The 25,713-nt window shown below is 63.7% G+C and carries 23 protein-coding genes and 1 riboswitch; of the genes, 10 read left to right on the top strand and 13 right to left on the bottom strand.

Features of this window, described 5'->3' with window-relative positions; genetic code table 11:
• The first annotated feature begins 3 nt into the window (after positions 1-3).
• Positions 4-804, top strand: coding sequence for an alpha/beta hydrolase (locus RBB32_RS19020; protein WP_306155022.1), 801 nt, complete (start codon positions 4-6; stop codon positions 802-804).
• A gap of 73 nt (positions 805-877) precedes the next feature.
• Here the strand turns inward: RBB32_RS19020 and RBB32_RS19015 are convergent, their stop codons facing one another.
• The 5 genes from RBB32_RS19015 to betI all read right to left on the bottom strand — a co-directional run bounded on the left by RBB32_RS19015 (position 878) and on the right by betI (position 6,522).
• Positions 878-1,114, bottom strand: coding sequence for a YdcH family protein (locus RBB32_RS19015; protein ID WP_306155021.1), 237 nt, complete (start codon positions 1,112-1,114; stop codon positions 878-880).
• A gap of 135 nt (positions 1,115-1,249) precedes the next feature.
• On the bottom strand, positions 1,250-2,908 hold the full coding sequence (gene betA, locus RBB32_RS19010) for a choline dehydrogenase (RefSeq protein ID WP_306155020.1): 1,659 nt from the start codon (positions 2,906-2,908) through the stop codon (positions 1,250-1,252).
• Between the two features lie 27 nt (positions 2,909-2,935).
• The gene (betB, locus tag RBB32_RS19005) at positions 2,936-4,396 is read right to left on the bottom strand and encodes a betaine-aldehyde dehydrogenase (protein WP_306155019.1); all 1,461 of its coding nucleotides are present in this window, start codon (positions 4,394-4,396) and stop codon (positions 2,936-2,938) included.
• 39 nt (positions 4,397-4,435) lie between these two features.
• Positions 4,436-5,953 carry a choline-sulfatase gene (gene betC, locus RBB32_RS19000; protein ID WP_306155018.1) on the bottom strand — a complete coding sequence of 506 codons (1,518 nt, stop codon included), beginning with the start codon at positions 5,951-5,953 and terminating at the stop codon, positions 4,436-4,438.
• Positions 5,950-6,522, bottom strand: coding sequence for a transcriptional regulator BetI (gene betI, locus RBB32_RS18995; protein WP_306155017.1), 573 nt, complete (start codon positions 6,520-6,522; stop codon positions 5,950-5,952). Before betI ends, betC begins: the two co-directional genes overlap by 4 nt.
• Positions 6,523-6,787: 265 nt before the next feature.
• Here betI and RBB32_RS18990 point away from each other — a divergent pair, with 265 nt between their 5' ends.
• The 4 genes from RBB32_RS18990 (at position 6,788) to choV (ending at position 11,335) form a co-directional block, all read left to right on the top strand.
• Positions 6,788-8,344 carry an ABC transporter substrate-binding protein gene (locus RBB32_RS18990; RefSeq protein ID WP_306155016.1) on the top strand — a complete coding sequence of 519 codons (1,557 nt, stop codon included), beginning with the start codon at positions 6,788-6,790 and terminating at the stop codon, positions 8,342-8,344.
• 116 nt (positions 8,345-8,460) lie between these two features.
• Positions 8,461-9,387: a choline ABC transporter substrate-binding protein gene (gene choX / locus RBB32_RS18985; protein ID WP_306155015.1), complete on the top strand. Its 927-nt coding sequence runs from the start codon at positions 8,461-8,463 to the stop codon at positions 9,385-9,387.
• Positions 9,388-9,473: 86 nt separating this feature from the next.
• Positions 9,474-10,310, top strand: a complete 837-nt coding sequence (choW, locus tag RBB32_RS18980) for a choline ABC transporter permease subunit (RefSeq protein ID WP_306155014.1) — start codon at positions 9,474-9,476, stop codon at positions 10,308-10,310.
• Positions 10,307-11,335, top strand: a complete 1,029-nt coding sequence (choV, locus tag RBB32_RS18975) for a choline ABC transporter ATP-binding protein (protein WP_306155013.1) — start codon at positions 10,307-10,309, stop codon at positions 11,333-11,335. The genes choW and choV overlap by 4 nt, the downstream gene beginning before the upstream one ends.
• 538 nt (positions 11,336-11,873) lie before the next feature.
• Here the strand turns inward: choV and metZ are convergent.
• On the bottom strand, positions 11,874-13,055 hold the full coding sequence (gene metZ / locus RBB32_RS18970) for an O-succinylhomoserine sulfhydrylase (protein WP_306155035.1): 1,182 nt from the start codon (positions 13,053-13,055) through the stop codon (positions 11,874-11,876).
• 62 nt (positions 13,056-13,117) lie between these two features.
• A riboswitch (SAM riboswitch) is annotated at positions 13,118-13,196 on the bottom strand.
• A 119-nt stretch (positions 13,197-13,315) separates the two neighbouring features.
• On the opposite strand from metZ, the gene RBB32_RS18965 reads away from it, so the two are divergent.
• Positions 13,316-14,260 (top strand): alpha/beta hydrolase, encoded by a 945-nt coding sequence (locus RBB32_RS18965; protein WP_306155012.1) that lies wholly within the window; start codon positions 13,316-13,318, stop codon positions 14,258-14,260.
• A 135-nt stretch (positions 14,261-14,395) separates the two neighbouring features.
• Here the strand turns inward: RBB32_RS18965 and RBB32_RS18960 are convergent, their stop codons facing one another.
• From RBB32_RS18960 to RBB32_RS18950, 3 genes are read right to left on the bottom strand one after another with little or no spacing between them, the layout of a single operon-like run.
• A complete protein-coding gene (locus tag RBB32_RS18960; protein WP_306155011.1) occupies positions 14,396-15,166 on the bottom strand; it encodes a phosphate/phosphite/phosphonate ABC transporter substrate-binding protein in 771 nt (256 codons plus the stop codon).
• Positions 15,163-15,777, bottom strand: coding sequence for an inner membrane-spanning protein YciB (locus RBB32_RS18955; protein WP_306155010.1), 615 nt, complete (start codon positions 15,775-15,777; stop codon positions 15,163-15,165). The genes RBB32_RS18960 and RBB32_RS18955 overlap by 4 nt, the downstream gene beginning before the upstream one ends.
• A 14-nt stretch (positions 15,778-15,791) precedes the next feature.
• The gene (locus RBB32_RS18950) at positions 15,792-16,694 is read right to left on the bottom strand and encodes an EamA family transporter (protein ID WP_306155009.1); all 903 of its coding nucleotides are present in this window, start codon (positions 16,692-16,694) and stop codon (positions 15,792-15,794) included.
• Positions 16,695-16,823: 129 nt separating this feature from the next.
• On the opposite strand from RBB32_RS18950, the gene RBB32_RS18945 reads away from it, so the two are divergent.
• A complete protein-coding gene (locus tag RBB32_RS18945; protein ID WP_306155008.1) occupies positions 16,824-17,318 on the top strand; it encodes an MgtC/SapB family protein in 495 nt (164 codons plus the stop codon).
• A gap of 8 nt (positions 17,319-17,326) precedes the next feature.
• Here the strand turns inward: RBB32_RS18945 and ftsY are convergent, their stop codons facing one another.
• From ftsY to RBB32_RS18930, 3 genes are all read right to left on the bottom strand, one after another.
• Positions 17,327-18,712 carry a signal recognition particle-docking protein FtsY gene (ftsY, locus tag RBB32_RS18940; protein WP_306155006.1) on the bottom strand — a complete coding sequence of 462 codons (1,386 nt, stop codon included), beginning with the start codon at positions 18,710-18,712 and terminating at the stop codon, positions 17,327-17,329.
• A gap of 95 nt (positions 18,713-18,807) precedes the next feature.
• On the bottom strand, positions 18,808-19,431 hold the full coding sequence (locus RBB32_RS18935) for a lysoplasmalogenase (RefSeq protein WP_306155004.1): 624 nt from the start codon (positions 19,429-19,431) through the stop codon (positions 18,808-18,810).
• Positions 19,428-21,113, bottom strand: a complete 1,686-nt coding sequence (locus tag RBB32_RS18930; protein ID WP_306155002.1) for an NAD(P)H-dependent oxidoreductase subunit E — start codon at positions 21,111-21,113, stop codon at positions 19,428-19,430. Before RBB32_RS18930 ends, RBB32_RS18935 begins: the two co-directional genes overlap by 4 nt.
• Before the next feature lie 389 nt (positions 21,114-21,502).
• On the opposite strand from RBB32_RS18930, the gene RBB32_RS18925 reads away from it, so the two are divergent.
• The gene (locus RBB32_RS18925) at positions 21,503-21,910 is read left to right on the top strand and encodes a DUF995 domain-containing protein (RefSeq protein ID WP_306155000.1); all 408 of its coding nucleotides are present in this window, start codon (positions 21,503-21,505) and stop codon (positions 21,908-21,910) included.
• 39 nt (positions 21,911-21,949) lie between these two features.
• On the opposite strand, the gene xseA is transcribed toward RBB32_RS18925, so the two are convergent.
• Positions 21,950-23,446: an exodeoxyribonuclease VII large subunit gene (gene xseA, locus RBB32_RS18920; protein ID WP_306154998.1), complete on the bottom strand. Its 1,497-nt coding sequence runs from the start codon at positions 23,444-23,446 to the stop codon at positions 21,950-21,952.
• A 73-nt stretch (positions 23,447-23,519) separates the two neighbouring features.
• Between xseA and purD the strand changes: the two genes are divergently transcribed.
• Positions 23,520-24,785, top strand: coding sequence for a phosphoribosylamine--glycine ligase (gene purD / locus RBB32_RS18915; RefSeq protein ID WP_306154996.1), 1,266 nt, complete (start codon positions 23,520-23,522; stop codon positions 24,783-24,785).
• Positions 24,782-25,678 carry a bestrophin family protein gene (locus tag RBB32_RS18910; protein ID WP_306154994.1) on the top strand — a complete coding sequence of 299 codons (897 nt, stop codon included), beginning with the start codon at positions 24,782-24,784 and terminating at the stop codon, positions 25,676-25,678. The genes purD and RBB32_RS18910 overlap by 4 nt, the downstream gene beginning before the upstream one ends.
• Positions 25,679-25,713: the final 35 nt, after the last annotated feature.

Here is a 25,713-nt window from a genome sequence, read left to right as displayed (position 1 = left end):
GCCTTGTTTTGGCGGCTGGCGCTTGTCCTTGGCGTTCTGACGGGGGGCGCGTGGTTTTCGCTTCAGGCGATTGAACGCGCGATTGTCTATCCCTTTGACGCCACGCGCGTTGCCCCGACCGCCGCAGGTGTTCCGCGCATGCAGGAGGTGAAGCGCGCGGGCCTTGTCACATGGCAGGCCACCGCCGCGCCGGGAAAGCCCACCATCTTCTACCTGCATGGCAACGCCGGAAACCTTGCGAACCGCGCGGGCCGCTTTTCGCGCTTCATGGCCCGGGGGTATGGCGTGGTCGCGCCGGCCTATCCGGGATCATCGGGAAGTGACGGCCCCCCGTCGCAAGAGGCCATTACCCAAGCCATCACCGGCATCTGGCGCGAGTTGCCGCGCGACGCCCACGTGGTGATCTATGGCGAAAGCCTTGGCACAGGCGTTGCGATGCAGCTTTTGGGCCGGGGCGTGACGCATCCGGACAAGGGCCTTGCGCCCGCCGGTGTGATCCTTGAGGCGCCCTTTACCTCGGTCCGCGATGTGGCCCGGCATCTTTACCCCGGCATTGACCCGCTGCTGGCGCATCTGACGCAGGAATGGGACAGCATGACAAGGGCCGCGACCCTGACGATGCCGCTTTTGGTGGTGCATGGACAGAACGACCGGATGATCCCGCCGGAACAGGGCCGCGCGCTTTTCGAGGCGGCGACGGGCACGGACAAACGATTTCTGGAGGTTCCAGATGCGGGCCATACCGACCTGTGGCGCAACGATACCCTGCCCGAGGTCTGGGCCTTCATAGACCGCGTGAAGTAATCCGGGTATATCCCTGTTTTAAAACAGAAAAAGGCGGCGCAGGGCACCGCCTTTTCCTGTCATTTGAACGGCCTCAGCCCTTGAGCATCTGGTAAAGTTCGTCCTTCAGCGCCGCGCGCTTCTTGCGCATGTCTTCCTCGGCGAATGGGCTGACCGGCTCCACGTTGGTTTCCGCCCGGTGCACGGCGCGGTTCACATCGTGGTATTCATCGGCCAGCTTGGCAAAATGCGCGTCCGAGGATTTCATCTCGGCGATCTTGTCGGCCAGTTCGGGGAATTCCTCTTGAAGCTCGTGGGGGGTGTGGGACATGTCGCGCGATTCCTTATGTTTGGTTGGTCCGGCACAGGCTAGTCAACCCCGGCGCCCCCCGGCTTTGATACGGATCAAACGCGAGGGGAAATTCGCCCGCGGCAAACCTGTTTTTCACACGGACATCGCCGGGGATCAGCGTTGCGCCACCTGCCAGTCGGGATGCACCCAGGGTTGGGCGTTTTCCGGCGGCAGGGGCGCGCGGCCAAGGATATGATCGCTGGCCTTTTCGCCCACCATGATCGAAGGCGCGTTGAGGTTGCCGTTGGTGATGCGCGGGAAGATCGAACTATCGGCCACCCGCAGCCCCTCGACCCCGATCACCCGTGCCTCGGGGTCGACCACGGCCGTTGGGTCATCGGCCCGGCCCATCTTGCAAGTCCCGCAGGGATGATAGGCGCTTTCGGCGTGTTCGCGGATGAAGCTGTCGATCTCGTCATCGCTTTGCACCTCCGGGCCCGGCTGAATCTCGTGGCTGAGGTAGGGTTCGAAGGCCTCCTGCCCGATGATTTCACGCGTCAGGCGGATGCATTTGCGGAACTCTTCCCAATCGCTTGCCTCGCTCATGTAATTGAAGCGAATTACCGGATCGTCGCCCGGATCGGCACTGCGCAGACTGACCGAGCCGCGCGATCTGCTGCGCATCGGGCCGACATGGGCCTGAAAGCCGTGGCCTTCCGCAGCGGCCTTGCCGTCATAACGCACGGCGATGGGCAGGAAGTGGAACTGGATATCGGGGTAATCGACGCCTTTGTCCGAGCGGATGAAACCACAGGATTCGAACTGGTTCGAGGCGCCCGGCCCCGTGCGGGTGAACAACCATTGCGCCCCCACCCAGGCCTTGCCAAAGAGGTTCCAGTATTTGTAGAGGCTTACCGGCTGGCTGGCCGCCATCTGCACATAGACCTCCAGATGGTCTTGCAAATTGGCCCCCACGCCGGGCCGGTCGGCCTTTACCGTGATGCCATGCTCGGCCAGATGCGCGCCCGGCCCTATCCCGGAAAGCATCAGAAGCTTGGGCGAGTTGATCGACGAGGCCGCGAGGATCACCTCGGCGCGGGCCCGGATCACCTGCGTTCGGCCTTTCACCTGCGCCTCGACGCCGACGGCGCGGCCGTCCTCGATGACCACGCGGTGCACGTAACAGCGCAGCAGATCGCAATTCTCGCGCTTCAACGCGGGCTTGAGATAGGCATTGGCCGCCGACCAGCGTTGCCCCTTGTGGACGGTCATGTCGAAGGGGCCGAAGCCCTCTTGCTGTTCGCCGTTGTAATCGGGGGTGATCGGGTATCCCGCCTGCCCGCCCGCCTCGATAAAGGCACGGGTCAGCGGGTTTTTCATCGGGCCGCGCGTGACATGCAGCGGCCCATCAGTGCCGCGCCATGCCGGATCGCCGCCATGCCCGCCGTCGTGCCAAGATTCCTGCCGCTTGAAATAGGGCAGCACATCGGCATAGCCCCAGCCCTCGGCGCCCTGGTCGCGCCAATGGTCGAAGTCATGCGCATGGCCGCGCACATAGGCCATGCCGTTGATCGAACTGGAGCCGCCCACGACCTTGCCGCGCGGACAGGCCAGGCGGCGATTGTCCAAATGCGGCTCGGGCTCGCTTTGATAGCCCCAGTCGTAACGGCGCATGTTCATTGGATAGCTGAGCGCGCCGGGCATCTGGATGAAAGGCCCCGCATCGGTGCCGCCATGTTCCAGAACCAGCACGCTGTACCCGGCCTCGGACAGCCGGTAGGCTATGGCACAACCCGCGCTGCCCGCGCCCACGATGATGTAATCGGCTTCCATACCCGCGATCCCCCCGGGGCAAAAACGTCAGAACGGTGCCTCGGTCTCGCCCATGCGGACGTAGACGGATTTCACCTGTGAATAATGCGCGATGGCTTCTTTCGAGTTCTCGCGCCCCACGCCTGAGGCCTTGACCCCGCCAAAGGGCACCTCGACCGGCGCATCGTTGTAGGAGTTGATGAAGCAACTGCCCGCCTGAAGCTGCCCGATCACGCGGTGACCGCGCTGCAAATCGCGGGTGTAGACCCCTGCGGACAACCCGTAAGGCGTGGCATTGGCCCGGGCGATCACCTCGTCTTCATCCTCGAAATCCAGCACGCTGAGAACCGGGCCGAAAATCTCTTCGCGGGCGATGGTCATGTCGTCGGTCACATCGGCGAAAACGGTGGGTTCGATCCAGCATCCCAGTTTGTCGATCCGGTTGCCGCCGGTGATCAGCCGCGCGCCTTCGGATTTGCCCGCCTCGATGAAGCCCAGCACGATCTGCAACTGTGCCTCGCTGACCATCGGGCCAAAACTGGTGGCCTCGTCCAGTGGGTCGCCGATCACCGCATCTTTCAGGCGCTCGGCCATGCGGGCAAGGAAATCCTCCTTGATCGACTTATGCACGAAAACCCGCGTGCCGTTGGAGCAAACTTGGCCCGTGGAATAGAAATTGCCCAAGATCGCGCCGGAAATCGCATCCTCAAGGCTGGCGTCGTCAAAGACCACCATGGGGGATTTGCCGCCCAGTTCCATGGTGACATGCTTCATGCCCTCGGCGGCGGCGGCATAGACTTTGCGGCCCGTGGGCACCGAGCCGGTGAGCGAGACCTTGGCAATCCGCGGATCGGTGACGAGGGGCGCACCGACGCCGCCCTTGCCCTGCACCACGTTGAACAGCCCGGCAGGCGCGCCCGCCTCCATCAATATCTCGGCCACCTTGAGCGCCGACAAGGGCGTGACCTCTGAAGGTTTGAACACCATGGCATTGCCACAGGCCAAGGCCGGTGCGGCCTTCCAGCAGGCGATTTGGGTGGGATAATTCCACGCGCCGATCCCGGCGCATACGCCCAAGGGCTCGCGGATCGTATAGGCCCAATCGCCCCCCGGCAGCGGGATGTGTTCGCCGGTCAGGGAAGCGGCCAGCCCGCCGAAATACTCCAAGGCGTCCGCGCCGCTGGTGGCATCGGCGACACTGGTTTCCTGATAGGGTTTGCCGGTGTCCATGGTTTCCAGAACCGACAGGTCATGGTTGCGTTCGCGCATGATATCGGCGGCGCGGCGCAATACGCGGCCCCGCTCCATTCCCGAGAGCTTGGCCCATTCCTTTTGCGCAGCCTCGGCGGCAGAGATCGCGGCCTCCAGCACCTTCGGCGTGGCCTCGTGCAGTTGCGCGATTTCCTCGCCCGTGGCGGGGTAGATCACCGGCAGCGGCGTGCCGCTCACGTCTTCCATGTATTGGCCATTCACGAAATGGCTGGCCGTGGGTTGGGTTGGATAGGTCATGTCGCCTCCGGCGGGAGTATTTGGGGAAAGATGAAAGGGTTATTCGCCACGCGGGAAGCGTTGGTTTTCTTCCACCTCGTTGAGGTCCATGTGGTTGCGCATGTAGCGTTCCGAGGCCTGTTGCAGCGGCTGGTAATCCCACGGGTAATAGCCGCCCTGCCGCAGCGCCTCGTAGACCACCCAGCGGCGGGCCTGACTTTCGCGGACCTGCGCATCGAACCCATCGAGCGACCAGCGGGCATCGGCCATGTCGCTGAAATGCTTGAGGGCCTCAGAGTGAGCCGGGTCATCGGCAAGGTTGGTCAGCTCGTTCGGGTCGGCCTCAAGATTAAAGAGTTGATCGGGGTCGAGGGCGCAGCGGGTGAACTTCCACTTGCCCTCCCGCAGGCAGACCAGCGGCGCGTAAGAGGCCTCGGCGGCGTATTCCATGGCCACGGGGGCGGCGCGCGTGGTGCCCTGCCCCTGCGGCACAAGGCTTTGGCCTTCGGTCCACGGCGCGACCTCCTCCATCGAGACACCGGCCAGATCACAGAGCGTCGGGCAGACGTCGATATTGCTGACCGGTTCGGGCACCAGCGCCGGCTCCATGTTGGGTGACGAGATCATCAGGGGCACGCGCGCCGAACCCTCGTAGAAGGACATCTTGAACCAAAGGCCGCGTTCACCCAGCATGTCGCCATGATCCGAGACGAAGAGGATGATGGTATCCTCCTCTTGTCTTGTGCCGCGCAGGGCCTCCATCACCTCGCCGATCTTGTCGTCGAGGTAGGAGATATTGGCGAAATAGGCGCGGCGGGAGCGGCGGATGTTTTCTTCGGTGATGTTGAAGGACCGCCAGTCGTTGGCATCGAAGATGCGTTTGGAATGGGGGTCGTGATCGTCGTAATCCATCGCCGGGATATCGGGCAGCAGGTGCTCGCAATCCTCGTAAAGATCCCAGTATTTGCGGCGCGCGACGTAGGGGTCATGCGGGTGGGTGAAACTGACCGTCAGGCACCACGGGCGGTCGTCATGGCCGCGGCCAAGATCATAGACCTTGCGGGTGGCGTTATAGGCCACCTCGTCGTCATATTCCATCTGGTTGGAGATTTCGGCCACGCCCGCGCCGGTGACCGAGCCCATGTTGTGATACCACCAGTCGATCCGCTCACCGGGTTTGCGGTAATCGGGGGTCCAGCCGAAATCGGCGGGGTAGATATCGGTGGTCAGGCGTTCCTCGAAGCCGTGCAACTGATCGGGGCCGACGAAATGCATCTTGCCGGAAAGGCAGGTCTGGTAGCCCGCGCGCCGCAGGTGGTGGGCATAGGTGGGAATATCGGCGCAGAACTCGGCGGCATTATCGTAGACGCGGCTGCGCGAGGGCAGCAGCCCCGACATGAAGCTGGCCCGCCCCGGCGCGCAGAGCGGCGAGGCGGTATAGGCGTTGCGGAACCGGGTGGAGCGTTCGGCCAGCGCCTTGAGGTTGGGCGCGTGCAGCCACTCCGCCGGGCCATCGGGGAACAAGGTGCCGTTGAGCTGATCCACCATGAAGATGAGGATATTGGGGCGCTTTGTCATGCTGTGCTGTCCTGTGCCAAAGAGGTGTCGAGGTAGTGAAGAAGAACGTCTATGGCGGCGGCGGGCTCGATGCCCCCTTCGCCAAGGGCCTGCCGGATATAAAGCCCGTCGATCATTGCCGCCGTGCCGCGCGTCAGGGTGCGGGCGCGGTCAGGGGCGATTTGCCGGAAGGCATGGTGCAGGTTCGAGCGCAGCCGCCGCTGGTAGATATGAAGCAAGCGCCGCGCCTCGTCCGAGCGTTGCGCCTGGACGTAGAAGTTCAGCCAGGCCGAGACCATCTCGGGGCGGAATTGCACGGGTGTGAAGCTGGCACGTATCACGGCCTCGATCCGCTCGCGCGGGGTTTTCGCCATCGTCAGAGCGCCGCGCACCTCGGCGCCGTAAAGGCTTAGGATATGGCGCATGGCGGCGGCGAATATCTGTTCCTTCGAGCCGAAATAGTGATGCGCCAGCCCCGAGGACATCCCCGCCCGCTTGGCGATCTGGCTGACGGTCACATCCAGCGTGCCGCGCGCCCCGATCTCGTGGATCGTGGCCTCCAAAAGCGCCGAACGGCGAATCGGTTCCATCCCCAGCTTTGGCAAAACACGGTCCTTTCTGGCTTGCCATATGTGGGTAAATGGGTTTAATTGACTCGTCAATCAATAAAAAAACGACGGAAATACTTTGAGACGCAAACAAACCGAACAATCTCGTTGCGCTTCATGCGTGCGTCATAATAACGTCGGAAACGTAACAACGATGTCGCTTTCACGACAGGTGGCTGCGACAGGTTGACGACGCCCTGCCCCGCACGGGCCATGGGCGACAGCAAATGACACAGGGAGACACAATATGTCATTGATCAAAGGCGGACTTCTGGATCGTCGCGGATTTCTCAAGACCACGGCGGCAGGCGCCATCGCGGCCAGCCTGCCCATGGGCGGCGCGATGGCCCAGACACCCAAGCGCGGCGGGCACCTTCGGGTGGCCAAGGGCCACGGCCAGACCACCGACACGCTGGACCCCGGCCAATGGGAAAACGGCTATATGCTGGCGCTCGGGTTTGCCGTGCATGGCCGGCTGACCGAGGTGGCCCCCGATGGCAGCCTGATCCCGGAACTGGCCGAAAGCTGGGAAGCTTCGGATGACGCCAGCGTCTGGCGGTTCAAGATTCGCCAGGGCGTGACCTTCCACTCGGGCAAGCCGATGACCGTGGAGGACGTGGTTGCCTCGATCAACCATCACCGGGGCGAAGAGTCGACCTCGGCCGCCGGTCCGATCGTGGAACCGATCCAGGAGATTGCCACCGAAGGCGACGACACGGTCGTCTTTACCCTTTCGGGCGGCAACGCCGACTTCCCCTTCATCCTCAGCGATTATCACCTTGTCGTCTGCAAGGCCGAGGGCGAAAGCATCGACTGGAAGTCCGGCGATGGCTGCGGCAGTTATGTCCTGAAAAGCTTCAAGCCCGGCGTGTCCTCAAGCTTCGAGCGCAACCCGAACCACTGGCGCGATGACGTCGCATGGATCGACAGCTGCGAATTGCTGGCCATCGTCGATCAAAACGCCCGGACCACGGCGCTTGTTTCGGGCGACGTGCATGCCATCGACCGGGTCGACCTCAAGGCCGCGGGCCTTCTGGGCCGCAACCCGGGCGTCGAGGTGGAAACGCTGGCCGGGACACAGCATTACACCTTCGCGATGTCCACCAATACCGACCCCTATACCGACAACAACATCCGCCAGGCCCTGAAATACGGCGTCAACCGTCAGGAACTGGTGGACAAGATCCTGTTCGGCTATGGTTCGGTCGGGAACGACCACCCGATCGGGGAAGGGCAGCGCTTTTTCAACACCGAGTTGGAGCAAAAGACCTATGACCCCGACAAGGCCAAATACTTCCTCAAGCAGGCCGGTCTCGACAGTATCGACGTGACGCTGCACTCTTCGGATGCGGCCTTCTCGGGGGCGGTTGACGCGGCTGTTTTGTATCAGGCTTCGGCCAAGCAGGCGGGTATCAACATCAAAGTCACGCGTGAGCCGAAAGACGGCTATTGGTCCGATATCTGGATGAAAAAGCCCTTTACGGCAGTCTATTGGGGCGGTCGCCCGGTCGAGGATCAGATGTTCGCCACCGCCTATCAGTGCGGCGCCTCGTGGAATGACACGTTCTGGTGCAACGAGCGCTTCGAAGAACTTCTGGTCGCGGCGCGCGCCGAACTGGACGAGGACAAGCGCCGCGAGATGTACTGGGAGATGCAGGACCTCGTGGCCAACCAGGGCGGCGTCGTCATCCCGATGTTCGCCAACTACGTCCATGCCAAGTCCGACGCGGTCATGCATGGCGAGATGGGGTCGAACTGGGAGATGGACGGCGAACGCTGGATGGAACGCTGGTGGATGGCCTGATCCACGGGCCGACCGGCGTAAAAGCCGTTTGACAAGACATGCGTCGGCGCGGACCATCGCGCCGACGCTGCCTTTTGGGCAGAACCGAACCACCAAAAATAGGGAGAGACCCGATCATGACCCTCAAGACAACCCTGACCGTCGCCGCCACGCTGGCCGCCACCACGGCACCCGCATGGGCCGATTGCGGTACCGTCACATTCTCGGATGTGGGCTGGACCGATATCACCGCCACCACCGCCGCCACGACCACCGTGTTGCAGGCGCTTGGCTATGAGACCGATATCAAGGTGCTGTCGGTGCCGGTGACCTATACCTCGCTGGCCGCAGGGGACATCGACGTGTTCCTTGGCAACTGGATGCCGACCATGGAAGGCGACATTGCCCCCTACCGCGACGAGGGCACCGTGGACACCGTACGCGCCAACCTCGAAGGTGCGAAATACACGCTGGCCACCAATGCCGCCGGTGCCGAACTGGGCATCGACGATTTCTCGAAGATCGCCGAGCATGCCGAGGCGCTGGATGCCACCATTTACGGCATCGAGCCGGGCAACGACGGCAACCGCCTGATCATGGACATGATCGCCGATGATGCCTTTGGCCTTGAAGGCTTCGAGGTCAAGGAAAGCTCGGAACAGGGCATGCTGGCGCAGGTCGAGCGCGCCACGCGCCGCGATGAGCCGATCATCTTCCTTGGCTGGGAACCGCACCCGATGAACGCCAATTTCGAGATGACCTACCTGACGGGCGGCGATGACTGGTTCGGCCCCAACCTTGGCGGGGCGACCGTTTATACCAACACCTCCGCAGGCTATGTCGAGGAATGCCCGAACGTCGGTAAACTGTTGCAGAACCTCGAATTTTCACTGGCCATGGAAAACGAGATCATGGGCGCGATCCTGAATGGCGGGGAAGACCCGGCAGATGCCGCCGCGGCATGGTTGTCCGCCAATCCCGAGGTGCTTGGCCCGTGGCTGGACGGTGTGACCGCCAAGGACGGTGGCGACGCGATGGAGGCCGTCAAGGCGGCGATGGAATAAGCCAACCGTCCCCGCCAACGGAACAAGAAAACAGCCTCCGGCGGCAAAACGTCGGGGGCTGAACAGGGACGGTAGAAAGCAAAAAGATGAACTGGCTCACCGACAATAAAATCCCCGTGGGCGATTGGGCCGCCGGGGTCTTTGATTGGCTACAGGACAATTTCTTCGTGGTCTTCGATACCATGTCCATCGCGCTTGAATCGCTGATCGAGGGCATCCTATGGGTGCTGCAAACGCCTCATCCGCTGATCGTGATCGCGGTTTTTGCCGGGCTCACCTTCGCCTTGCAACGCCGATGGCAAGTGGCGCTTGGCGTGATCGTGGGTTTTCTTTTCATCGTCAACCAAGGCTATTGGGAGGAGACCACCGAAAGCCTGACACTGGTTCTGTCGGCCTGCGTGGTCTGCATGGGCGTGGGCGTGCCCATCGGCATCGCCGCCGCCCACCGGCCCCGGCTTTATGCCGCGATGCGCCCCGTGCTGGACCTGATGCAAACCCTGCCCGCCTTCGTCTACCTGATCCCGGCGATCGTGTTTTTCGGCATCGGCATGGTGCCCGGCCTGATTGCCACGGTGATCTTCGTGGTCCCTGCCCCCATTCGCCTGACGCATCTTGGCATTTCCTCGACCCCCACGGCCCTTCTGGAAGCGGCGCAGGCCTTTGGCGCCACCCCGCGCCAAGCGCTTTGGAAGGTCGAACTGCCCTATGCTCTGCCGCAGATCATGGCAGGGCTGAACCAGACGATCATGCTATCGCTGTCGATGGTGGTCATTGCCGCGCTTGTCGGGGCCGACGGCCTTGGCGTGCCGGTGGTGCGCGCGCTCAACTCGGTCAACACCTCGCTGGGATTCGAATCCGGCTTTGTCATCGTCGTGGTCGCCATCCTGCTTGACAGGATGCTGCGGATGGAGCGCAAGGGATGAACACAGCCGTCAGTTTCAACAAGGTTTCCATCGTCTTTGGCGACGCCCCGGACACCGCCCTGCCCCTGATGGATCAGGGAATGGAACGCCCCGATATTCAAACCAAAACGGACCAAGTTCTTGGCGTGCACGATTGTTCGCTTGACGTGGGGCAAGGCGAGATCGTCGTGCTGATGGGCCTGTCGGGCTCGGGCAAATCCACGCTTTTACGGGCGGTCAACGGGTTAAACCCCGTGGTGCGCGGCAATGTGCAGGTAAGCGATGGCAGCGGCATGGTGGACATCACCCACGCCGATGCCGCCACCCTGCGAAAGATGCGGCAGACCCAGATCGCCATGGTCTTCCAGCAATTCGGCCTGCTGCCATGGCGCACGGTGCGCGAAAACGTCTGGCTGGGGCTGGAACTGGCGGGCCTGCCCAAAGCCGAACGCGCCGCCCGCACGCAGACACAGCTTGACCTGGTGGGCCTGTCCGACTGGGCCGACCGCAAGGTGGGCGAACTGTCGGGCGGCATGCAACAACGGGTGGGCCTTGCCCGCGCCTTCGCCACCGATGCGCCGATCCTCTTGATGGACGAACCTTTCAGCGCGCTGGACCCGCTCATTCGCACGCATTTGCAGGACGAGTTGCTGGAGCTGCAATCCAAGCTCAACCGCACGATCATCTTCGTCAGTCACGACCTGGACGAGGCCTTCAAGATCGGTAATCGCATCGCCATCATGGAGGGCGGGCGGATCGTGCAATGCGGCACCCCGCAGGAGATTTTCACCAACCCCGCCACCGATTACGTCGCCGATTTCGTGGCCCACATGAACCCGCTGGGCGTGCTTTGCGCCCGCGACGTGATGGAACCGGCGCAGGGCACCCCCAAGGCAAACGTCCGCCCGGATGCGACCATCCGCGAGGTCATGGAAGCCGCCCAAGGCACCGAGGCGCCGGTCGGCGTGATCGAGGGCGAACAGGTGCTGGGCCAGATCACCCGCGCGCGGATCTTCTCGAAGCTGCTCGATCCAAGGGGTGGGTAAGGGCACATTGCCCCAAGACACCACGCCACGCAGAAGGGGCAATGTTCGCTTTGAAACCTTTCTGGACATTGAAATCATGAGCCGCGCATCGGCGGGCCGCGGTGCGGCGATCCGACCTTGGGGCTACAGCACTTTATCCTAAACACTGGCGCGCAACTTGGGAACTATGCACACAGATCACCCCAATCGCCGTGCCGGGAAAGCGGCCCGGCGATGCGCGGCGGCGCGTACCGCGCCTTGATTCCGCGCGAGGCAACGACCGCTTCGTCCCGCACCTCCGCCACTCCACAAGCAGAGTGCGAGAGTCCGTTTTTGCCTGCCCCTTCAACACTTGGCGTGACCACGCCGGGCTGATCCCTGCCATTCCCGCCAAACCGTGCAAAATCTTTGTGCATTTCGTAACGGTTTGCACCGAGCACCCTGTTAGCCCGCCGGGCGCCGGTAAATATACCGACGCGATACCGACGTCCTACCTGCGCGCTACAAACAGCGATTTTCATTTACAACCAAGGACTTGAAGCCGTGTCGGGGCGCCCGCTCAAGCCGCCTCCAGCGCCGCCAGAACATCGGCGATCAGATCCCCGGTATCTTCGATTCCAAGGCTCAACCGGATCAACCCTGGCGTGATGCCAAGCGCGTTTTTCTGATCCTCGGGCAAGCGCTGGTGCGTGGTGGTCGCCGGATGGGTCGCGATGGATTTCGCATCGCCCAGGTTGTTGGAAATCACCACGATATTCAACGCGTTGAGAAAGCGGAACGCCGCCTCCTGCCCGGCGGCAAGATCCAGCGCCACAACCGTGCCGCCCGCGCCCATCATCTCTTGCGCCAGGGCATGTTGCGCGTGGCTTTCATGCCCCGGGTAAAGCACCCGGGCCAGTTTCTCGTGCCCCTGCAAAGCCTCGGCCAAGGCCATGGCCGTCGCCGCCTGCGCCCGCACCCGAAGGTCCATTGTTTCCAAACCCTTGAGCATCACCCAAGCGGTAAAGGGCGACATCGACCCGCCGGTGTGCTTCATGTAGGGTTCCACCGTGCCGCGGATAAATTCGCGGCTGCCAAGGATCACGCCCCCAAGCGCGCGCCCCTGCCCGTCGATATGCTTGGTGGCCGAATAGACGACCACATCCGCCCCCTGCGCAATGGCCCGCGAAAAGACCGGCGTGGCAAAGACATTGTCCACCACCACCTTGGCCCCCTTGCCATGGGCCAGCTTGGCCACCTCGGGCAGGTTCACAACGTCCAACGTGGGGTTGGCGATGGTTTCGAAAAACACCAGGGCCGTGTCGTCGCGAATGGCCGTGCGCCAAGCCTCCAGATCGGTGCCATCGACAAAGGTAACCTCGACCCCATAGCGGGTAAGCACCTCTTCCAACACGTAAAGGCAGGATCCGAACAGCGCCCTTGCGGCCACCACATGATCGCCCGCCTTCAACATCGAGGTCAGCGCGCCGGACACCGCCGCCATGCCCGAGGCCGTGGCAAAGGCATCCTCGGCCCCTTCCAGCCCCGCGATACGCTCTTCGAACATCGCCACGGTCGGGTTGCCGTAACGGGCATAGATGAATTCATCCGGCCCGGCGCTTTCAAACCGCGCCGCCGCCGCCTCGGCCGTGTCGTAAACGAACCCTTGGGTCAGGAAGATCGCCTCGCTCACCTCGCCCCATTGGCTGCGTTTCGTGCCGCCATGCACCGCATGGGTGCGCTTGTTCCAATCGTCGCTCATATCGTCCTCCAACGGGCCACGCCCGCCCATGAAAAAACCCCCGTCGCGGCCAAGCGAAAGGGGGTGCCTCATGCTTCGCCTCTTTAGCGGTAATGTTTAACGTGGCCCGCAATCCGGTCACAAATCGCCACGCGGCTTGGATTACCCGTTGCACTGTGGCCCGTCAACACCGTCACGCAGCTTTAACAAAGCCTTCAAGGAAGTGTCGTAGGGGCTGAGTATCCGCTTACCACAACATCTAGCGGCTGATGGGTGGGACCATGGCAGTTTTGCAGATCGACGCCGGGCCGGACGGGCCGAGACTTCACAACAGCTCCAAGGCCTTGGCCCCGGCGCTGCGACAGGGGCTGAACACTCCCGGCCCGATCGTGATCATGATCCACGGGTATAAATTCGAGCCGGGGCACCATGCGACCTGCCCACACCGGCATATCCTGTCGCTCAACCCAAGGCGCGATTGTTTCAAGGCCGTCAGCTGGCCACGTGGCCTTGGCTTTACCGGGCAGGCCGCCGAAGAAGGGCTTGCCATCGGGTTTGCATGGCCTGCACGCGGCACGATCTGGGGGGCCTATGGGCGCGCGGCCGAGGCCGGAAAGGCCTTGGCCCGCCTGATCGAAACCATAGGGCGGCTGGCCCCGGGGCGGGCTGTGCATCTTCTGGCGCATTCCCTCGGGGCCCGTGTCGCCCTGACGGCGCTGCCGCATGTCACGGGGCCAAACCTTGGGCGGGTGATCCTTTTGTCAGGTGCGGATTACGGCCAGACGGCGCGCGCCGCCCTACACAGTCCAGCGGGCCAAAGCGCCGAGATCATCAATGTCACCAGCCGCGAAAACGACCTTTTCGATTTCTTGCTGGAACGTCTGGTGGCCCCGCCGGTGCGCGGCGACTGGACCTTGGCCCATGGCATGCCCGAGGCCGCCAATACCCTGACCGTGCAACTGGATCACCGCGATACCCTTGGCGTTCTGCACGGGGCGGGGTTTGCCATAGCACCACCCGGCGGGCGCATCTGCCATTGGTCCTGCTATACGCGGCAAGGGGTCTTTCCACTTTACCGCGCACTTCTGCGCAGCCCCGGGGCCTGGCCCTTGGTGCAATTGCGCGCCGCCCTGCCCAAGGGGCGCGATCCGCGCTGGTCACGGATCTGGCCGTCGGGGTGGACCGTGCCGGAGGGGGCCATCGCCCGCCCCCAAACGCCGCTCTGATCCCGCTTCATCTTTCTGCAAATACTCCGGGGTAGGTTGAAAATTCCATTTTCAACCAAGGGGCAGCGCCCCTTTTCGGCGCGCGTCAGCGCGCTTAAACCGGTGTGGCGAAGCCACGCCTTCAAACGGTTTCGGTCAAAACGGCCTTGGCCGTGCGCCGGCGCTTTCGGGCGGGTTGGGCACCGAAAGATAAGCCTCCTTCGGCAGATCGACCAAACCGCGCAGGCCCAACAGGTCGCGATCTGTTTCATTCATCTGCTCAATCGCCTGAGCGACTGCCGCGCGCAGATCCGGCACCTGCTCCCCCCGCGCCGTAATCAGCGGCAGGCCCGGGCTTTCCCCGGTCCAGCACAGCACGCGCAAGCGCTCGGGCAGCGCCTCGTGCCGTTGCATCAAACGCCATGTCACCCCGTCCAACGCGGCGATATCCGCCCGCCCTTCGGCCACGGCCTGCGCCGAAATACGGTGCCCATGGGTCTGCACCCGGTTTTCAAACCAGACCCCATGCCGGGAACACAGCGCATAAGGCGCGGCATAGCCTGAATGCGAGAATGTCTGGTTGAACGCGAAGACCGCCTCGCGAAAATCGCCCAGCGCCGCGCGCGGGTCATCGACGCGGACCACCACGGCACTGCGATAATGCCCCGGCCTGCACCCCTCCAACCCGTAATCGGGTGTCCCCACAAGCGCCACCCGGTCATGCAGCCAAAGCCGGTAGGGCATCCCGCAGGTCTGGCTGAGCACAAGGTCGGGGTCGGTCCAGACCTCGAACTCGCCGGCCTCCTGCGCCAGGGTCTCGGGGGCCTCGATGCCCCGCGCCGTCAGCCCCTCGCGGATCAGCGCCCAAAGCCGCGCGGTCGCGGCTTCGGTTTCGGGACGGGCATACATCATCAGGTTGGCGATCATTCCTCGCCCTCACCCTCGCCCTGATCGGTGCCATGGTCACGAAACAAGGCCCCTTGCGTCATGAAGAACAAGAAGATCGCAGCGGTCAGGCCGAAGGTCTTGAAATAAACCCATGTTTCTTCGCTCATGGTCCGCCAGACGATCTCGTTCAGCAGCGCAAGCCCCAGAAAGAAAAAGCAAATCCGCTTGGTCAGGATCATCCAGCCTTCATCGCTCAGCGGCATCACCCCGTCCATCAGCGATTGCATGTAAGAGGTGCCGCGCATCAGGCCAAATCCCAGGACCCCGCCGAACAGAAGGTAGATGATCGTCGGCTTCATCTTGAAAAACCGCGGGTCGTTGAACCAAACGCTCATGCCGCCGAAGACCACGATCAACACCGCGGTCACGACCTGCATTTTCGACAGATGCCCGGTCAGCCACCAAAGCGCCCCCATGGCCAGCAGGAATACCGGGATAAACCCGGCGGTGACCACGATGAACCCGTCATACTCGCGCCCGCCGATGGTAAATATATCGTCCTTGAGCCATAGGTAGGCCACGAAAAACGCAAGGATCGGGCCGAACTCCAGCGCCGGTTTGATCATCGGGTGTGTTTTCTGTTCGCTCATCTGGTCCTCGCCTGTCATCCGCCCATTTCAACTATCACAGCGCCTGCGGCAATCAATGCCATCAGGGCAATCCGGCGCGGCCCCACCGTTTCCTTCAACGCCAGCCAGCCAATCAGCGCGGCAAAGACGGTCGAGGTTTCGCGCAGCACCGCCGCCTCGCCCACCTTGTCCAAACGCGTCGCCAGCATCACCGCCCCGAAGGAGCCGAAGGCCATCACGCCCCCGATCCAGCCGCGCAGCAAAAGCGGCGCAAGGCGCGGTGGGGCGGGCATGTTCCGCCACTTGATATAGGCCACGATCGGCATCACCAAACCGTCGACAAAGAAAAACCATGCCAGAAAGGTAAATGGGTCCGCCGCCGCTCGAATGCCATAGGCGTCATAGGTGGTGTAAAGCGCCACGAACAGCCCGGTCACCACCGCAAGCCCAAGTGCGGCTGGCAGGGTTTCGCGGTCGACGGGGTAATGGCGCAGGTTATAGGCCGCCAGCCCGTAAATCCCGGCCAAAAGCACCCCCACGCCCAGCCATTGCACCGGCGTGAAGGTCTCGTTGAACAAAAGGTAGGCGCCGATCACGGTGAACAGCGGCCCGGTGCCACGGACAACCGGGTAAACCACCGTATAGGCCCCGCGTGTATAGGCCATGGCCTGCAAGACCTTATAGGCCAGATGGATCACGAAGGCCCCCGCGAAGATGGGCCACATATGCGCCCCCGGCCATGGCACGACGAACAGCGCCAAGGGCGCGGCCATCAGCCCGTAAGCCCCGTCAATCGCCCCGCGCATCAGCCAAGGATCGTAACGCCCCTTTTGCATGGCGCCGAACAGCGCATGCAAAAGCGCGGCCATCAGGGCAAGCCCGAGGGCGAGGTGGGGGCCTGCCTCGCTGCCTTCGAGGGAGATCAACCAATCGCTCATGCCCGGGCCCTCGCCGATGGCCGGAAAGGCGTGCAACGATTGAGCAGAGCACTGCGTTTCGCGAAAATCTGTGATTCAGGTTTTTCGCGAAACGCTTTAGGCTTCTGCCCGAAGCAGACAGGAGCCCGCATGTACGAATACACCTTGGACATCATCGCAAACGAGATTTCGGGCACCTTCGCCGCCGTGTCGCCGTTGATTGCAGCCACACGGCTTGTCGCGGCCCTGGTCCTGGGGGCCTGTATCGGGGTCGAACGCGAACACCGCCGAAAGCCCGCCGGCCTTCGGACCCATATGCTTGTCTCCATGGCCGCCTGCCTATTCATCCTGGTCAGTCAGCAACTGGCCGCCCTGCCCTTCGGCGCCGAGGATGCGATGCGTGTCGACCCCCTGCGCCTGATCGAGGCGGTCACGGCGGGCGTTGCTTTCCTTGCGGCGGGGATCATCTTTACCTCGGGCGGCGAGGTGCACAATATCACCACCGGCGCGTCGATGTGGCTGGCCGGGGCCATCGGGCTGGCCTGTGGCGCGGGACAGATGCCGCTGGCCGCCATGGCAACCTTCATCGTCCTGATCGTGCTTTACGTGCTGCGCCTGCTGGAAAAATGGATGGGCACACACTAAGGCGGTACTCATCCGGCATCCAACCCGGTCAGGGCCGCCGCGAATTCCTCGGGGTCAAAGGGGGCCAGATCGTCGATCTGTTCGCCCACGCCGATGGCATGGATGGGCAGGCCGAACTTATCGGCCAAAGCCACCAAGACCCCGCCCCGCGCGGTGCCGTCCAGCTTGGTCATCACCAACCCGGACACGTCCGAAAGTTTCTGGAAGGTTTCGACCTGTGACAGCGCGTTCTGCCCGGTGGTCGCATCCAGCACCAAAAGGGTGTTGTGCGGCGCGCTGTCGTCCTTCTTGCGGATGACGCGCACGATCTTGGCCAGTTCTTCCATCAGGTCCTGACGGTTTTGCAGGCGCCCGGCGGTGTCGATCATCAACAGGTCCGCGCCCTCGGCCTGTGCCTTGGTCATCGCATCAAAAGCAAGGCTGGCCGGGTCCGACCCTTCGGGCGCAGTCAAAACCGGCACCCCGGCGCGATCGCCCCAGACTTGCAACTGCTCAACGGCGGCGGCGCGAAAGGTATCACCGGCGGCAATCACCACCTGTTTGCCCGCCGCCTTGAATTGGCTGGCCAGCTTGCCAATGGTCGTGGTCTTGCCCGAACCATTGACGCCCACCACCAGAACCACCTGAGGGGTCTTGGGATAGATCGGCATGGGCTGTGCCACGGGTTCCATGATGCGGGCAATCTCCTGCGCCAGAAGTTCCTTGATTTCCTGTGTCGACAGCTTTTTGCCCATGCGCCCTTCGGCCATGTTGGCGGTGACGCGCAGGGCGGTATCCACCCCCATGTCGGCAGTGATCAACAGCTCTTCGAGCTGCTCAAGCATATCGTCGTCCAGCACGCGGCGGGTAACCGTCTTCTTGGCCTCGCCCCGGCCCAGAAGACGGCCCAGAAGGCCCGGCTTTTGCGGGGCCTCGGATCTTGTCTCGGAGGGCGGGATTTCAATCGGCGTCGGGCTGGGGGCCGGATCGGGGCGCACTGGCGCTTCCTGCGGCATCCCCGAGGGCAATTCCTCGGGCGCGGCGGGGGGCACTTCGCTGGGCGCAGGGGGAATCTCCTGCGGCGCGGGCGTGGTATCCGGTTCGGGCAGCGGGGCCGGAATGGGGTCTGGCTCGGGGTCCGGTTCAGGTTCCGGCGTGGGTTCCGGCTCGGGCTGCGGCTCAGGCTCCGGTGCGGGCTCCGGCGTGGGTGTCGGCTCTGGCTCTGGTTCCGGTTCAGGCTCAGGAGTCGGTTCCGGCTCGGGCTGCGGTTCAGGCTCGGGGGGCGCGTCCGGCCCCTCCTGAGTGGCCTCGACAGCTTCCTCCTCGCCGCCTTCTTCGACAATCGCATCCAGACCGTCCTCGATCTTGGACGAGGATTTGAACAACCGTTGCTTTAACTTCTTGAAAAACGCCATGCGTCCTCCGCTGGGGTTGATGTGACGCGCCGAAAACGGGTCAACCGACACCCGCTTTACTGCGGATTATCCCGATTTGAAAGGCTTGGGCACCCTCAGCCCATAAAGCCCCACAGGATCAACGCCTGCGCGGCGATATACAGCGCCCAAAGCGCCACCGAAACCGCCCGCTGCGCCGGATGATCCGGGGCCATGCGGAACATCTGCACCGCCAAAAGGGTATCGGAGGCAATGAAAAGCCCCGCCCCCAAGGTCACGATCCCGTAGCCCGCGGGCAACATCAGCGCCACCAGCCCCATGCCGGTGATCAGGGCCACGTAGCCCCGCACCGGCCAGCGTAGCGTGCCGGTATGGGGCGACAGCCAAACCTCGCTACTTGCCGCATAGATAAGCAGGATCGCCACCGGCACAAGCGGCAGCGCCCCCTGCGCCAGCCCGGCAAAAACCCAGACATAGGCGATATGCGCGGCGGCAAAGGCGATAAGGCCGGTCAAAAACGCCGCCTCCCCGCGCCGCGACAGGGCCAGATCGCCCAAGGCGGACAAGGCAAAGCCTGCGACCAAGACCAAAGGCGCCCCTGCGGCAAAGGCCAACCCGGCCAACACCGCCAAGGGCACGGTCTTGATCACGCCGCGCAGGGCCGAGGGGGCGCGGTGGCAAAACCATGTGCCATAGGCAAGGGCCGCAGCCCCCGCCAATCCTATCCAAAGCGTGGTCAAACCTCGCCGGGGAAGTGCTTCATCGTCAGGCGAATCGGATTGGGCGCCGCCTGCCCCAAACCACAGATCGAGGCATCGGCCATGGCCTGACACAGCTCTTCCAGAAGCGGTTGGTCCCAGGTATCGGCCTGCATCAGTTTCACCGCCTTCTCACAGCCCGCCCGGCATGGCGTGCACTGGCCACAGCTTTCATCCTCGAAAAACCGCAGCATATTGAGCGCGGCGTCCTTGGCGCTGTCCTGATCCGACAGAACGACCACGGCGGCAGACCCGATAAACGAGCCATGCGGTTGCAGGGTGTCGAAATCCAAAGGCACGTCGTTCAACCTGGCCGGCAAAAGCCCCGAAGACGGGCCACCCGGCTGATAGGCCTTGAACTCATGGCCATCCAGCATCCCGCCGGCGGCCTCGATGATATCGGTGATGGTCGATCCGGCAGGCAGCAGATGCACCCCCGGCTTTTTCACCCGCCCCGACACCGAGTAAGAGCGCAGGCCCTTGCGGCCGTTCTGCTCGATACCCGACAGGATTTCCTTGCCCTCGCGCAAGACGCGGGTGACCCAGTAAAGGGTTTCCACGTTGTTCACGAGGGTCGGACGGTTGAAAATCCCCACCTGCGCCACGAAGGGCGGGCGGTGACGCGGCAGGCCGCGCTTGCCTTCGATCGACTCGATCATCGCGCTTTCTTCGCCGCAGATGTAAGCGCCTGCACCACGGCGCAGGTCGATATAGCCCGGCGCAACGATCCCGGCCTCTTCCAGGGCGGCGATTTCATCGGCAAGGATTTTCAGAACCGCCGGGTATTCATCGCGCATGTAGATAAAGCAGGTATCGGCCTCGACGGCCCAAGCGGCAATCAGCATTCCTTCAAGGAAAACATGGGGTTGCCGCTCAAGGTAAAAGCGATCCTTGAACGTGCCCGGCTCGCCTTCGTCGCCATTCACGGCTAGGTAACGCGGCCCGGATTCGGCCCGCACGAAGCCCCATTTGCGCCCCGAGGGGAAGCCAGCCCCGCCAAGACCGCGCAGGCCGGCGTCCAGCAACTCCTCCTGCACGGTATCGAAATCGCCGCCTTCGCGAAGTTCGGCCAGCTTGTCGTAGCCGCCACTTGAACGATACTCCGCAAGCGATTGATATTCCGGGATTTCCGCATGCGTGTCATTGGCCGCAATCGCCGCCTGTACTTTCTCGGGCGTGGCATGGTCGATATGCTTGTGGCCCAGTTCCAGCACCGGCGCGGTATCGCAACGGCCCATGCAAGGCGCGCGCAGCACACGCACCTCCGCAGGGTCCAGCCCGTCCTCAAGCGCCGCTTGCAACTGCTGAGCGCCCGCCAATTCACAGGCCAGGGAATCGCAAACCCGGATGGTCAGGGCGGGCGGCGGGGTTTCGCCTTCTTTCACCACGTCGAAATGGGCATAGAAGGTGGCCACCTCGTATACCTCGGCCTGCGCGATGCGCAGTTCCTCGGCCAGGGCGCGCAGATGCGCCACCGACAGATGGCCGAACTTGTCCTGGATCAGGTGCAGGTATTCGATCAACAGGTCGCGCCGACGCGGCCCGTCACCCAGAAGCGCGCGAACATCGTCCCATGCCTGATCCTCAAGCTGTCGGCCCTTGGGCGTATGCCGCCCCTTGCCCTTGCCCGATTTCCACACGCCTTTGCGTTCGTCCAGTGCCATGCGCGTCGCCCCCTGATGATCCTTGGCCGTGGGATACCGACCCAACCGTCGCGATGCGTGGTCAAAAGCGACATTGAGACCGCCGTAAGCGTTTCAACCGCCGCAAAATTCCCCCGATGCCGCCCCGGGAAGGCCGAATTTGACTTTCAGGCTATATTAGCAACGAAACCGGGAAGATGACATGCGGTTGTTCGCCTTTGCCACGCTGCCCTATTCCCTGCCGGTGATGGCCTGTATTGCCACCATCCCGCCGCTCTGGCGGCGGCTGATGGACCCGCTTTGCGACGTTTGAACCGGACCCGGCCGTGACGCCCGCGATATTTCGCCCGCCGCTCTGGCCCGAATCCCGGCGGGTGGCGTGTTGCCCAACCCTGTGACAGACTGGCCCCATGACAGCCCGCGCCCTGATCCTGTGCCTGATAACCATGACAGCCGGCCCGGCATGCGCCGCAGACCGCCCGATGACAGCGGCCGAATTCGAGGCCTATACCACCGGCAAAACCTTTTACTACGGCAATGGCGGCGCGCCCTACGGGGCCGAGGAATACCTCGGCAACCGGTACGTGCGCTGGTCTTTCCTTGATGGCGACTGCAAGGAGGGCCGCTGGTTCACCGACGAGGCGGGCTTGATCTGTTTTACCTACGAAGACCGCCCCGAGCCGCAGTGCTGGAGCTTCCTGCACGGCCCGAACGGCCTGATCGCCCGCTATGAGAACGACCCGAACGCGACCGAGCTTTACGAGGTTCGCCAAAGTGACGCGCCGCTGGAATGTCCGGGGCCGAAGGTGGGCGTCTAGGCGCGCAAGCGGTTTCGAAACCGCTTGCCAGCACCCGGTTCAGAACAGGCTGCCCTGGTCCGGCGGGGTGTCTTTCGGCTTGGCGGGTTTGCGCGCGGGTTTCGCCGGGCCACCCGGCCCCACTTCAAGAACGCCATCGGCAAACTCGATCGCCAAGGCGCGCGCCTTGGCCGCCTTGGCCTTGGTGGTCACCACCTCGCCGTCGCCGCGCACCACCGCATAGCCGCGCTTGAGCGTCGCCTTGTAGCCCAATGTCTCACGCAGCCGATCAAGCCCCTCCAGCCGGTCCCGCCAGCCGCTTTGTTGTCGTTTCGCGGCCTCGGAAAAGCGCCGTGTCATACCATCCAGATCGCGGCGCTTGCCCTCGATATCGCGCCGCAGCGTGTGCAGGTTCAGCCGCGCGGCGGTATTTTCCAACCGCCGCCGGTCGCCCTCCACACCGCGCCGCAACAGCCCCGGCCGCAAGGCGCCCGCCGCCTCCGACAGTTTCACCCGCCGCATCTGTACGCCCCGGATCAGCGCCGCGGGCAACCTGTCGCTCCAGGCATCCAGCCTTTGCTGCGGGCCTTCCACAAGCGTTTCCACCCGTGGCAAGGCGCGCGACAGATCGCGCAGGCGTTGCCCCCGGTTGGCCACCCCTTGGGTCAGGGCATGGGTCAGCCGCGCCTCCTGGTTGTCCAGCCATGCCAGCAGGTCAAGCCGCACCGGCACCGCCAGTTCCGCCGCCGCCGTAGGCGTCGGCGCGCGCTTGTCCGAGGCATAGTCGATCAAGGTGGTATCGGTTTCATGCCCCACCGCCGAAATCAGCGGAATCTCCGAGGCGGCAGCGGCTCGCACCACCGATTCCTCGTTAAACCCCCACAAATCCTCGATCGAGCCACCGCCACGCGCCACGATCAGCAAATCGGGCCGGGGCAAGGCACCGCCCGGCGTCAGCGCATTGAACCCTTCAATCGCGCGGGTCACCTCGGGGGCGCATTTCTCGCCCTGCACCGCCACCGGCCAGATCAGCACCTTGCGCGGGAACCGATCCCGCAAGCGATGCAGGATATCCCGGATCACCGCGCCGGAGGGCGAGGTCACCACCCCGATCACCTCGGGCAAGAACGGCAAGGGCCGCTTGCGCTCGGGCGCGAAAAGCCCCTCACCGGCAAGCGCCTTCTTGCGCGCCTCCAACATCGCCATAAGCGCGCCAACCCCGGCGGGCTTGAGATCCTCGATCACGATCTGGTAGCGCGACTGCCCCGGGAAGGTGGTCAACCGGCCCGTGGCCACAACCTCCATCCCCTCCTCGGGCTGCACCGGCAGACGCGAGGCGATGCCCTTCCAGATCACCCCGGCCAGAACCGCGCGGTCATCCTTGAGGTCCATGTACACATGGCCCGAGCGCGGGCGGCTGACCCGGCCCACCTCGCCACGCACGCGGACGTGGGAAAACCCGCCCTCAATGGCGCGTTTTACCGCCCCCGAAATTTCGGAGACTGAAAATTCCGGGGCGTTTTCGCCCTCGACGGGGTCATCAATCAGGTCGGACATCGCGCGCGCCTTGTGTCTGCTCTGCACCCACCTTAGAACGCCTGCCAAGCAAGGCCAAGCAGGAGACCGGCAGATGAACATCCTCATTCTGGGCAGCGGCGGGCGCGAACATGCACTCGCATGGGCGGTGATGCAAAACCCCAAGTGCGACAAGCTGATCGTGGCACCGGGCAATGCCGGGATCGCCCAGATCGCCGAATGCGCCACGCTGGATATCGAAGATCGCGCGGCGGTGGTCAATTTCTGCGATGGCAACGCGATTGATTTCGTCATCATCGGCCCCGAGGCCCCGCTGGCCAAGGGCGTGGGTGACCGGCTTCGCGATGCCGGGCTTCTGGTCTTTGGCCCCTCCGAGGCGGCGGCGAAACTGGAAGCCTCCAAAAGCTTCACCAAGGAGGTTTGCGACGCCGCCCAGGCCCCCACCGCAGGTTACGGCCATTTCACCGATGCCGAAGCCGCCAAGGCCCATATCCGTGCCCAAGGCGCGCCTATCGTGGTCAAGGCTGATGGCCTGGCCGCCGGCAAAGGCGTGATCGTTGCCGAAACCGAGGACCAGGCGCTGGAGGCTATCGACGACATGTTCGGCGGCGCCTTTGGCGGCGCGGGCGCCGAAGTGGTGATCGAAGAATTCATGGAGGGCGAAGAGGCCTCGTTCTTTATCCTGTGCGATGGAACCGACGCCCTGCCCATCGGCACAGCACAAGATCACAAGCGCGTCGGCGAAGGCGACACCGGCCCCAACACCGGGGGCATGGGGGCCTATTCCCCTGCCCCCGTCCTGACCGATGACGTGGCCGCGAAAGCGATGGATGAGATCATCCGCCCCACCCTGCGCGTCATGGCCGAACGCGGCACACCCTATCAGGGCGTGCTTTATGCCGGGCTGATGATCAAGGACGGTCAACCGCGCCTTGTGGAATACAACGTCCGCTTCGGCGACCCGGAGTGTCAGGTGCTGATGATGCGGCTGGGCGCGCAGGCGCTGGACCTCATGCAAGCCGCCGCCGAAGGCCGGCTGTCCGAGGTCAAGGCCCAATGGGCCGAAGATCATGCCATGACGGTCGTGATGGCCGCCCAAGGCTACCCCGGCAGCTATGAGAAAGGCAGCGTGATCAAAGGCTTGGACGATTGCCTTGAGGACAGTTTCAACATGGTCTTCCACGCCGGAACCGGCGAGAAAGACGGCCAGATCACCGCCACCGGCGGCCGCGTCCTCAACGTCACCGCGCGCGGCGCGACCCTGCAAGAGGCGCGCGACCGCGCCTATTCCATGGTCGATAAAATCGACTGGCCGCAGGGCTTCTGCCGCCGCGATATCGGCTGGCGCGCGCTGAAATGATCCTCCGCGACAAGCCCGGGCTGCTACAACTGCTCTTTGCACTGCGCGGCTCGGTCCTGCCGCATATCCTGCCGCGCATTGTCGGGGTAACGATGATTGCCGCCGCGCTGACGGCGGTGGATATCCATGCCGCCCCCCTGACCCATACCAGCGCGGCCCCCTTCGCCGTCTTCGGCGTGGCGCTGTCGCTCTTTCTTGGGTTTCGCAACAATGCCGCCTATGACCGCTGGTGGGAGGCGCGCAAGCTCTGGGGGCAACTGGTGGCCGATTGCCGCGCCTTGGCGCGCGAAGCGACGCTGTTCATCGAGGACGACGCCCGGCGCGAGACCGTGCAGCGCCTGACACTGGCCTTCATCCATCACCACCGCGCGCAACTGCGCGGGTTGCCCGCGCCCCAGGCCGCGCGCCGCTGGTACGAGGCCGAGGATTTCGGCACCGTCCCGCACCCGCCCTGCGCGGCGCTCAACCGCCTGAACGACGAAATCATCGCCGCCAAGCAGGACGGCACGATAGACGGGTTCGGCCTCAGGGCCCTGTCGGAACGCACCGGACGAATCGCGCTGGCGCAGGCAGGGTGCGAACGGATCGCCACCACGCCGCTGCCTTATGTCTATTCGCTTTTGGTGTTCCGCACGACCTATCTTTATTGCCTGCTGGTGCCGCTCGCGCTGCTTGGTTCGGCGGGCTGGATGACACCGGCCTTCGTCGCGATGATCGCCTATGCCTTCTTCGGCCTTGCGGAAGTGACCGAGGAACTGGCCCATCCTTTCGGCGAAACGGTGAACGGCCTGCCGCTTGATGCCATGTGCCGCACGATCGAAATCAGCTTCGCGCCGCACCTGGGGGTCGAGCCACCCGCGCGCCTGAGTCCGAAAAATTACTACCTGAGTTGATCGGACGGTCTCGGATCGCTGGCGCGATCCGACCG

This window comes from Roseovarius sp. MMSF_3281 (genome assembly GCF_030733685.1).
GTDB lineage: Bacteria > Pseudomonadota > Alphaproteobacteria > Rhodobacterales > Rhodobacteraceae > Roseovarius.
This window is presented reverse-complemented; position numbering and strand designations above follow the sequence as displayed.